This window comes from Actinophytocola sp. (genome assembly GCF_009379765.1).
Taxonomy (GTDB): Bacteria; Actinomycetota; Actinomycetes; order Mycobacteriales; family Pseudonocardiaceae; genus Actinophytocola.
Genome location: NZ_WHTD01000104.1, coordinates 19,687 through 28,354 on the forward strand (window position 1 = coordinate 19,687; position 8,668 = coordinate 28,354).

Here is an 8,668-nt window from a genome sequence, read left to right on the forward strand (position 1 = left end):
CGACGATGACCGAAGTGCGGACGCAGGAGCAACCCTGGTACCGGTCGCTGGACCGGACGAAATGGCGCACGCTGATCGCCGCGAACCTCGGCTGGCTGTTCGACGGGTTCGAGACGTACGCGCTGATCCTCACAGCGGGGGTGGCGCTCAAGCAGCTCCACCCGCAGGCCGCCGGCGACCTGCCGTTCTACATCGGACTGACGATCGCGATGACCCTGCTGGGCTGGGGCGTCGGCGGGATCGCCGGCGGCATCGTCGCGGACTATCTCGGGCGCCGGAAGGTGCTGCTGATCTCGATCGCGCTGTACTCGATCTTCACCGGCCTGTCGGCGTTCGCGTGGAACTGGGAGTCGTTCCTGATCCTGCGGCTGCTGACCGGTGTGACGCTCGGTTCGGAGTGGGGCACCGGCACGTCGCTGGTGGCGGAGATGTGGCCGGCGCACGCGCGGGCCAAGGCGGCCGGGCTGATGCAGTGCGGGCTGGGCCTGGGCTTCTTCGTGGCGTCCGCGGCGTGGCACTTCATCGCGCCGCTGGGGGCGTCGTCGTGGCGGTACATGTTCCTGCTCGGTGTGCTGCCGGCGTTGTTCGCGCTGTGGCTGCGGCGGAGCGTGCCAGAGTCGGACAAGTGGACGAAGGTGGCCGACCGGCGCGCCGAGCTGCAGTCCCGGTCGTCGCTGACGGAGGAGGAACGCTCCTACACGCGGTTCACGCTGCGCCAGATCCTCGCCGACCCGAAGATGCGCCGGTTGACCATCCTCGGCTCGATCATGTCGGCGGTGACCACGCTGGCGTGGTGGGGCATCTCGACCTGGGTGCCGGCCTACGTCGGCAGCAAGGCCGCCGCGGAGGGCCACAACGCGGAGAGCTACGCGTCGACGGCCGGCATGATCTACAACGTCGGGGCCATCGCCGGCTACATCGCGCTGGGCTTCGCGGCGGACAAGTTCGGTCGCAAGGGGACGGTGTTCACCTACTTCGCGGCATCGCTGGTGATGACCCCGGTGTTGTTCCTGTGGACCTCGGATCTCACGCTGGTGCTGCTGCTGTGTGCGGTGAACGGGTTCTTCACGCTGGGTCAGTACACGTGGATGCCGGTGTGGCTCCCGGAGTTCTACCCGACGCACCTGCGCGCGACCGGGGCGGCGTTCGTGTTCAACGCGGCCCGGTTCATCGCGTTCCTCGGCCCGCTGCTGGCCGGGTCGATCATCGCCGCGCTGGGTGGTTACGGCACGGCTGCGACGGTGGTCGGTCTCATCTACATTGTCGGCATGGTGGTGGTCCCGTTCTGCCCCGAGACGAGGGGCCGACAACTCCCGGAGTGACCCATGGATCCAGCCGTGCAGCCCCTGCTCGACGCCATCAACGCCGGTGACCGTGCCGCGTTCTTCGCCGCTCTGACCCCGTCCGCCACCATGACCGACGACGGCACCACCCGGCCGCTGGAGGACTGGGTCGACCGCGAGATCTTCACGGTCAACGGGCACATCACGGTGGACTCCGCGACCGACGACGGCCTGTCGATGACCGCGACCTACCGCAACGACACGTGGGGGGAGATGCGCACCCGCTGGCAGTTCACCGTGACCGGCGGAAAGGTGTCCCACTTCGACACGGGCCAGGCCTAGATGACTCATTTCTTTGAGCACGTACCATCTCGGAACCGACCGTGGCGGTCCACTTAGGACCGCCGTGCCTGTCGACGCCGGGACGCCGCGTCACCCAGGTACCGTCACTCGACCGCAAAGATTCACGGGACGCGCCCAGGTCCAACACTGAAGACCAGGATGGTTCGCACCACCAACGCGGCCCGGGCCGCAACGTGACCTGAACGATGATCTTCGCGTGCTCGAAGTCCTTACCCGCCAACAGGTCGAGGGCGACGTCCGAGCGGAGCTGGTCCATCGTCCGCCCATCCGCGCCACCGGTGTCCCGCAGCTGATAGGCGATCGCATCCACCCGCTTCGCCGCCACCTGAACCCGCGCCGCCGACCCGTGCACGGTCAACACGGCGCACCCGTCCTCGGTCGGATACATGTCCACCCGCCGCTGCGCCATCCGCTTCTCGTGCAGGGCTTGCAGGGCGTCGGCGTTCACTCGCGCGACGATCCGCCGCAACACTCGAACCAACTTGACGGCCGGCATGTCCTCGACCCGGTCCAGGATCTCCTCTTCCACGATCGGCGCAGCCTCAAGCGACAACGGCAGGGTGGCGTCGGCGATCTTCGACGGCCGATACGGATCAAGCCGACCCGCCTTCACCGCCGCCAACGTGCGCGGCAACCGGGTCGCCAACGTGACCGCGAGATCCAGGCGTTGCTGCGCGGCACGAGGCGAGATCACCAGCAGCGCCGCGACCTCGAGCGCATCGAACTCACTGCCACTTCTAGCGGCGAACACGGCGAGCTTCTCCAGGGCGTACCCCTCGACCTGCCAGGCCGTCCGCACCAACCCGCGCACCGCCAGCGCCGCGGCTTCGGGGTGGCGTCGTCGGGACCCCACCGACAATCGGCTCGAACATGTCGTCGCGGTGGCCATGCACCTCGGGATCGTGGAGCGGGCGCTGCGCCGGGACCCCGCCGAGGCGCTGCCGCTGGTGCTGCGCGCGCAGGATGCGACGGCCGACGCGCTCGCCGGACTGCGTGACGTCGTGCGCAGCATCTACCGGCCGGTGCTGGCCGAGCGCGGGCTCGACGGCGCGGTCGCCGGGCTGATCGCCCGCTGCCCGGTCCCGTGCGAGCTGTCGACGGCCCGCTCCGCGCCCCGGCGGCGGTGGGGTCGGCTGCGTACTTCCTGGTCGCCGAGGCCCTGACGAACATCGTCAAGCACAGCGGCGCCGAGCACGCGACGATCACCCTGGCCCGCGCGGGCGCCCTGGTGATCGAGGTCGAGGACGAGGGAACGGGCCTCGCGGGCATCCGCCGCCGGGCCGCGTTCGACGGCACCACCATGCTGTCGAGCCCGGCCGGCGGTCCTACGCTGCTGCGCGTGGAGCTGCCATACGAAGGGAAGCCCGTGACCCGACCGACCAACTGGGGTGGCCAGGACGGCGCGTTCTGGGCCGCCAACGACCTGCGCTACGACGCGCTGCTGGCCCCACTGACCCGTCACCTGCTGCCCGCTGCGGACATCCGCCCGGACGACCGGGTGCTCGACGTCGGCTGCGGGTGCGGCAACACCACGCGGCTCGCCGGCAGGGCCGCGCGGGACGGGTGGGCGCTGGGCGTCGACCTGTCCGGGCCGATGCTCGCCACGGCCCGGCAGCGCGCCGCCGAGGCGGGCCTGACCAACGTCCGGTACGAGCGCGGCGACGCCCAGCGGACCCCGTTCGACACCGTCGACCTGGTGCTGAGCCAGCTCGGCGTGATGTTCTTCGACGACCCGGTGGAGGCGTTCACCAACCTCCACCGGTCGCTCGCGCCGGGTGGCCGGCTCGCGTTCGTGTGCTGGCAGGCGTTCGAGCTCAACGAGGGCCGGGTGCTCCGGCGCGAGGCGCTGAGCCGGTACGTCACCGTGCCCCCGCCCCGGGTGACCGGCGCCCTGTCCTTCGCCGAGCCGGCCCGGCTGCGCGAGGTGCTCACCGCGGCGGGCTTCGGCGACATCGAGCTGACCGACGTCCGCGAGCCGCTGGTGGTCGGGTCGACCGCCGAGGCGGCCACGGCGTTCGACCTCGGCGACCCGACCGTGCGGGAGTGGCTGACCGAGGCAGGCCCGGCGGCGGCCGCCCGCGCGACCGAGGCGCTGCGCGAGGCCTACGCCGCCCGGGAGACCCCGGACGGCGTGGTCCTCGGCTCGGCCGCGTGGCTCGTCACGGCCGCCGCCCATATCTAGTGCCCCCCGCCGGAAGTTCGTCACTCGATTCGCCGGCCCAGCTTCCCGCTGGCGGCGTTGCCGGCCCGCCCGAGTACAACCCGGTACGAGGACGAACCGGCGCCTTGCCAGCAGAAACCTGGACTCACCGACTCAAGCAACAGACTCCCGGCGGCGGACACTAGGCCGTGACCCGCTCCATCTCGCGCAGCAGCCTCGGCAGCACCGAGCCCGGCCACCCGCGCGACATGTTCCGGTACGCCTGCTCGTGCTTCGGGTCGGCCAGGTCGAACCCGGCGTGCTCGAGGAACAGCCGCGTCCCGGCGCCCTCGGCAACGAGCCGCCACGTGACCGTCCAGTCCATTGTGGACTCGGCGAACGTGTAGCTGATCCGGCGTTCCGGCTCGACCTCGGTCACCGTGCACGGGACCTCGCCCCAGCCACCCATGTCGAGGGTGAACCGGTGGCCCACGACGGGCGCGATGTCGCCGGCCGCCCACCACTTCGCCAGCCGGTCGGGCTCGGTGAGCGCGCGCCACACGGCGGCGGGCGGCTGGGACAGGAACTGGTCCACGTGGATGGTGTCAGTCATCGGTCTCCTCCTCGAGTACGTCGGCCAGGGTGCGCATGCGATCGCGCCAGTAGCGCTCGAACGGGTGCAGCCAGTCGCTCACGGCGACGAGCGGCGCGGCGGTGAGGTGGTAGTGCCGCTCGCGGCCACGCACCTCCTCGCGTACCAGCCGGGAGCGGCGCAGCACCTGCAGGTGCTCGGACACGGCCGGGCGGCTCAGCTCGAACTCCGCCGCGAGCGAACCCGCGGTCATCGAGCGGTCGCGCAGCAGCTCCAGCAACCGCCGCCGCACCGGGTTGGCCATGGCGGTGAACAGCACGTCGTCGATCACCCGTCCAACATATGTCGGAGATCTCCGACATGTCAACAATCTCCGACACGTTTGCTTAGGAACTTCAGGGGGTGGGTACCCCGTTGTACGACATGAGAAGGAAAGGACGGGCCCCATGCCTCTGCTCAGGAAGCTGACCGCTCTGGCCGGGACCGCCGCGGCGGCGCGGACCTACATCCGTAGGAACCCGGACAAGGTGAACAACATGGCCGCCAAGGCCGGTGCGTTCGTCGACAAGCGGACCAAGGGCAAGTACCACGGTCAGATCGACAACGCGGTGCACAAGGTGCGCAACGCCACCAACCCCAAGCAGCCCTAGGCGTCCCATGCCCACCGCGGCCTACGACGAGATCGCGGACTGTACGAGCGACAAGTCGGGACCCGCCCGGACGATCCACAGGATCTCGGGCGGGTCCTGCACGACCTGCTCGGCCAGGGCCGAGGCACGTGCCTGGAGATCGGGTGCGGCACCGGTATGCACGCCGTCCGGGTCCGCGACCTGGGCTTCACGCCCGTCGGCGTCGACCTGTCCGCGGGGATGCTCCGGCACGGCGCGCATCGCCCGCCCGCGGCCAGGGCCGACGCCGCGCGGCTGCCGGTGCGGTCGGCGTCGGTCCCCGCGGTGCTGTCGGCCATGGTGCACACCGACATGCCGTCCTACCCCGCCGTGGTCCGCGAGGCGTTCCGGGTGCTGGCGCCGGGTGGGGTGTTCGTGCACATCGGCGTGCATCCGTGCTTCTGCCGCGGTTTCGCCGACCGCGGCGCCCGAAGGCGGTCGTGATCCGGCCCGGCTACCTCGACGCGCACTGGACGAAGGCGTCGTGGACCGACCAGGGGCTGCGGGACAAGGTGGGCGCGTCGCACTGGCCGCTGCCCGCGTTGCTCTCGCTGTTCCTCGACGCGGGCCTGACGCTGGACCAGTTCGCCGAGGGAGGCGCGCCGACGCTGACGGTGTTCGGGGTGCGGGCGGTCAAGCCCGGGTAGTACGGCGCCGGACAGTTTCTCAGCGAATAGAATTCCGCGCATGGCGAACGCGGACCAGATCGACCTCATGCTCGACCAGTGGCGTCGGGAACGGCCTGACCTGGACCTTTCCGCGCTCGGGACGTTCGGCAGGCTCGGTCAGCTGACCGCCGTGCTGCTCCCGGCCGTCGAGCGGGTGTTCGCCAGGCACGGCTTGCGTGGCGGCGAGTTCGACGTGCTCGCGGCGCTGCGCCGGGCCGGCAGGCCGTACACGATGATTCCCTCGGAGCTGTCGGCCGTGCTGATGATGTCGCGCGCCGGCATGACCAACCGGCTCGACCGCCTCGAGGCGGCCGGGCTCGTCGACCGCCGGCTGGACCCCGCCGACCGGCGCAGCTTCCGGATCGTGCTCACCGACAAGGGTCTCGAGACCGTCGACGCCGCGCTGACCGAACACGCGGCCAACATCGGCCGGCTGATCTCGGTGCTGTCCGAGGACGAACGCGCGGCGCTGAACCGCACGCTGCGGGTGCTCCAGGACGCGGTCGGCAGGCCTACGGCCTGACCGTGGTCCGGATGTCGACGGTGGCGCCCGGGTCGAGAATCGAGTGCTCGGTCACCTGGGCGCGGTAGAGCCGCAGCCGCGCGCCGCCGGTGACCCGGTCCGGGCCCCATGGCTCGAGCCCCTCGCGCACGGACACCCGCGAGAAGACGCCGATCCCCCGCTCGATCTCGGCCGGGTCGGTGACCTGCCCGGCGGTGGCCGACATGTAGACGGCCTGCGCGCCGGCGGACGGGCGCGTCGAGTCGAAGACGACCATGGCGAGCTCCGGCCGGTCGGCGAGGTTCCGCGAGTGCCGCGCGCCCGGGAACGACACCCAGAACAGCTCGCGCGGGTCCTCGTGCGCGAACCACACCGGTGAGGCCCACGGCAACCCGGCGGCGTCCGCGGTCGCGAGCACGACGTAGGAGGTGCCGTCGAGAACCGCCCGCGCGATGTCGTCGTTGGTCATGCGGGCCAGCATATGCACACCTAGTGTCGCGTGATCCTGTTCCTTTGCGCCCGCTGTGGATCAACGTGGCTCCTGGCAAGGCGGAGGAAAGTCGCTCGTACTGGATGTACTTGGGCTTTTCTCCAACGCAGCCAGGGACCGCGTTGGCCGCAGCGGCGTAAAGGTTTCAGGGGCACGCGACACTAGTGCCCGGACCGTCACCCGTCCTACACTTCCTCGCCCCTTACCGGGAGAGGAGATCCCTGTGATCCGGAAGGTCGCCATAGCCGCGGTCGTCGCGGCGCTCGCGTCGGCCGCGTTGGCCGTCGTCGGTGCCGCCACCGCCACCGCGGACCGGCACGACTCGACCCACGGCCCCTGCCAGTACACCAAGACCCCCGACGATCCGGCCGTGCGGCCGGTGCCGCTGCCGCCCGATCCACATCGGACGCCCGACCGCGGCACGGTCCGGGTCGACGTGTCGACCAACCAGGGCCCGCTGCCGCTCACGCTGGACCGCTCGGTCGCGCCGTGCACGGTGCAGAGCTTCGTCCACCTGGCGCGGCACAGGTTCTACGACCGCACGACCTGCCACCGGCTCACCACGTACCCGACGCTCGAGGTCCTGCAGTGCGGCGACCCGTCCGGCACCGGCGAGGGCGGTCCGGGCTACAAGTACAAGGACGAGCTGCCGGTCGGCCTCGACCCGGCGCCCACCGACCCGACGGGCGCGCGCAAGATCTACCCGCGCGGCGCGCTCGCGATGGCCAACGCGGGCCCGGACACCAACGGCAGCCAGTTCTTCCTCGTGTACGGCAACGCCTACCTGCTGCCGGACTACACGATCTTCGGCACCATCGGCGACACCGGACTGACCACAGTGGACAGGGTGGCGGCCGGCGGCGTCCAGCCGACCCCGGAGGACCCGGCCCCGCTCGACGGCCCGCCCGCACTCCCGGCGAACCTCGAGAAGGTCAAGGTCCGCTGCTAGCTCAGCCACCTCCCGAACGCCGGACTCGCGGGTCCTGAACGTTGGACTCGCGGGTCTTGGGCGTTGGACTCGCGGGTGGTCAGCGGAAGGCGTCCGCGTGCTCGATCGCCCACCGGGCGAACGGGCGCGCGGGCGCCCCGGTGACCTTCTCGACGGTGTCGGTCACCGGTTCCGGGTCGGTCACGATGCTCGCCCAGTGCGCGAGCCCGCTGTCGATGAACTCGGGTGCCCAGCCCATCTCCCGCATCCGCTCCCGGGCGTCCTTTTCGGACAGATCCACCCAGCGGACCTCCCGGCCGACCGCCTCGCCGATGAGCCGCACCTGCTCGGTCTGGGTCACCACGGACGGTCCAGTCAGCTCGTAACGCGCACCCGTGTGCCCCTCCTCGGTGAGGGCGCGCACGGCGACCGCGGCGATGTCGGCCTCGTGGATCAGCGACCGGCCCGCCGCGCCGTACACCCAAGTGACCGTGTCACTCGACCGGATCTCGTCGGCCCAGCCCAGCGTGTTGGTCGCGAACCCGCCCGCCCGCAGGAACGTCCACTCCAGACCGGTGCGCCGGATCAGCCACTCGACCCGCGCGTGGAACAGGCCCGTCGGCGCCTCGCCCGCGGGGTCGGCGTCGGGCACGCCCAGCGCGGAGAGGAACACGACCCGCCGCGCGTGCCCGGCGATCGCGTCGACCACCGGGCCGGCGCCATCGGCCGATGTGTCCGGCCACACCAGGAACACCGCGTCGGCGTCCGCGAAGGCCGCGTCGAGACCCGACGGCTCGAGCAGGTCGGCCCGTACCGCCGACACCCCGGGAGGCAGGTCGGCCGAGTCCGGGTCGCGGGTCACCGCGCGCACCGAGGCACCGGCGTCGAGCAGCAGAGGGACCAGGCGCCGGCCGACATTGCCGGTCGCGCCGGTCACCACAATCGTTGGCTGAGACATGCCACCGAGGCTAGGACCTCGACATTGCTGGAGGTCAAGTCGGCGGAACCGCAGGTCGCGACGCATGTCTCGGACC

At 71.1% G+C, this 8,668-nt stretch carries 14 protein-coding genes; 9 read left to right on the top strand and 5 right to left on the bottom strand.

From position 1 onward, the window contains the following. The first annotated feature begins 5 nt into the window (after positions 1-5). Together GEV28_RS27495 and GEV28_RS27500 are read left to right on the top strand one after the other, a co-directional pair. The gene (locus GEV28_RS27495) at positions 6-1,322 is read left to right on the top strand and encodes an MFS transporter (RefSeq protein WP_291415180.1); all 1,317 of its coding nucleotides are present in this window, start codon (positions 6-8) and stop codon (positions 1,320-1,322) included. A gap of 3 nt (positions 1,323-1,325) precedes the next feature. Then, positions 1,326-1,625, top strand: coding sequence for a nuclear transport factor 2 family protein (locus tag GEV28_RS27500; RefSeq protein ID WP_291415181.1), 300 nt, complete (start codon positions 1,326-1,328; stop codon positions 1,623-1,625). Here the strand turns inward: GEV28_RS27500 and GEV28_RS27505 are convergent. Beyond that, a complete protein-coding gene (locus GEV28_RS27505; RefSeq protein ID WP_291415182.1) occupies positions 1,576-2,499 on the bottom strand; it encodes a DUF222 domain-containing protein in 924 nt (307 codons plus the stop codon). The two genes, GEV28_RS27500 and GEV28_RS27505, sit on opposite strands and share 50 nt — an antisense overlap. Positions 2,500-2,533: 34 nt before the next feature. Between GEV28_RS27505 and GEV28_RS27510 the strand changes: the two genes are divergently transcribed. After that, positions 2,534-2,809, top strand: coding sequence for a hypothetical protein (locus GEV28_RS27510; protein WP_291415183.1), 276 nt, complete (start codon positions 2,534-2,536; stop codon positions 2,807-2,809). Continuing rightward, entirely contained in the window at positions 2,770-3,828 is a 1,059-nt protein-coding gene (locus GEV28_RS27515) for a methyltransferase domain-containing protein (RefSeq protein WP_291415184.1), read from the top strand. Before GEV28_RS27510 ends, GEV28_RS27515 begins: the two co-directional genes overlap by 40 nt. Positions 3,829-3,988: 160 nt before the next feature. Here the strand turns inward: GEV28_RS27515 and GEV28_RS27520 are convergent, their stop codons facing one another. Next, a complete protein-coding gene (locus tag GEV28_RS27520) occupies positions 3,989-4,399 on the bottom strand; it encodes an SRPBCC domain-containing protein (RefSeq protein ID WP_291415185.1) in 411 nt (136 codons plus the stop codon). Beyond that, positions 4,392-4,709, bottom strand: coding sequence for an ArsR/SmtB family transcription factor (locus GEV28_RS27525; RefSeq protein ID WP_367115200.1), 318 nt, complete (start codon positions 4,707-4,709; stop codon positions 4,392-4,394). The genes GEV28_RS27520 and GEV28_RS27525 overlap by 8 nt, the downstream gene beginning before the upstream one ends. Before the next feature lie 115 nt (positions 4,710-4,824). Here GEV28_RS27525 and GEV28_RS27530 point away from each other — a divergent pair, with 115 nt between their 5' ends. From GEV28_RS27530 to GEV28_RS27545, 4 genes are all read left to right on the top strand, one after another. Beyond that, complete coding sequence (locus GEV28_RS27530; protein WP_291415186.1) at positions 4,825-5,028, top strand: antitoxin; 204 nt, start codon at positions 4,825-4,827, stop codon at positions 5,026-5,028. A gap of 138 nt (positions 5,029-5,166) precedes the next feature. Next, positions 5,167-5,490 (top strand): methyltransferase domain-containing protein, encoded by a 324-nt coding sequence (locus GEV28_RS27535; RefSeq protein ID WP_291415192.1) that lies wholly within the window; start codon positions 5,167-5,169, stop codon positions 5,488-5,490. After that, on the top strand, positions 5,487-5,693 hold the full coding sequence (locus tag GEV28_RS27540; protein ID WP_291415187.1) for a hypothetical protein: 207 nt from the start codon (positions 5,487-5,489) through the stop codon (positions 5,691-5,693). The genes GEV28_RS27535 and GEV28_RS27540 overlap by 4 nt, the downstream gene beginning before the upstream one ends. Positions 5,694-5,733: 40 nt before the next feature. Continuing rightward, a complete protein-coding gene (locus GEV28_RS27545; protein ID WP_291415188.1) occupies positions 5,734-6,237 on the top strand; it encodes a MarR family winged helix-turn-helix transcriptional regulator in 504 nt (167 codons plus the stop codon). Here GEV28_RS27545 and GEV28_RS27550 read toward each other — a convergent pair. Continuing rightward, positions 6,227-6,685, bottom strand: a complete 459-nt coding sequence (locus GEV28_RS27550) for a pyridoxamine 5'-phosphate oxidase family protein (RefSeq protein WP_291415189.1) — start codon at positions 6,683-6,685, stop codon at positions 6,227-6,229. The genes GEV28_RS27545 and GEV28_RS27550 overlap by 11 nt on opposite strands. Before the next feature lie 298 nt (positions 6,686-6,983). Here GEV28_RS27550 and GEV28_RS27555 point away from each other — a divergent pair, with 298 nt between their 5' ends. Continuing rightward, positions 6,984-7,655 (top strand): peptidylprolyl isomerase, encoded by a 672-nt coding sequence (locus GEV28_RS27555; protein ID WP_291415193.1) that lies wholly within the window; start codon positions 6,984-6,986, stop codon positions 7,653-7,655. Between the two features lie 79 nt (positions 7,656-7,734). On the opposite strand, the gene GEV28_RS27560 is transcribed toward GEV28_RS27555, so the two are convergent. Beyond that, positions 7,735-8,592 (bottom strand): SDR family oxidoreductase, encoded by an 858-nt coding sequence (locus GEV28_RS27560; protein WP_291415190.1) that lies wholly within the window; start codon positions 8,590-8,592, stop codon positions 7,735-7,737. Positions 8,593-8,668 lie beyond the last annotated feature (76 nt).

Excerpts from the sequence above, each read along its gene's own strand:
- GEV28_RS27495 (WP_291415180.1), top strand. The coding sequence starts at position 6 with ATGACCGAAGTGCGGACGCAGGAGCAACCCTGGTACCGGTCGCTGGAC.
- GEV28_RS27520 (WP_291415185.1), bottom strand. The coding sequence starts at position 4,399 with ATGACTGACACCATCCACGTGGACCAGTTCCTGTCCCAGCCGCCCGCC.
- GEV28_RS27550 (WP_291415189.1), bottom strand. The coding sequence starts at position 6,685 with ATGACCAACGACGACATCGCGCGGGCGGTTCTCGACGGCACCTCCTAC.
- GEV28_RS27530 (WP_291415186.1), top strand. The coding sequence starts at position 4,825 with ATGCCTCTGCTCAGGAAGCTGACCGCTCTGGCCGGGACCGCCGCGGCG.
- GEV28_RS27560 (WP_291415190.1), bottom strand. The coding sequence starts at position 8,592 with ATGTCTCAGCCAACGATTGTGGTGACCGGCGCGACCGGCAATGTCGGC.
- GEV28_RS27500 (WP_291415181.1), top strand. The coding sequence starts at position 1,326 with ATGGATCCAGCCGTGCAGCCCCTGCTCGACGCCATCAACGCCGGTGAC.
- GEV28_RS27510 (WP_291415183.1), top strand. The coding sequence starts at position 2,534 with ATGCACCTCGGGATCGTGGAGCGGGCGCTGCGCCGGGACCCCGCCGAG.
- GEV28_RS27545 (WP_291415188.1), top strand. The coding sequence starts at position 5,734 with ATGGCGAACGCGGACCAGATCGACCTCATGCTCGACCAGTGGCGTCGG.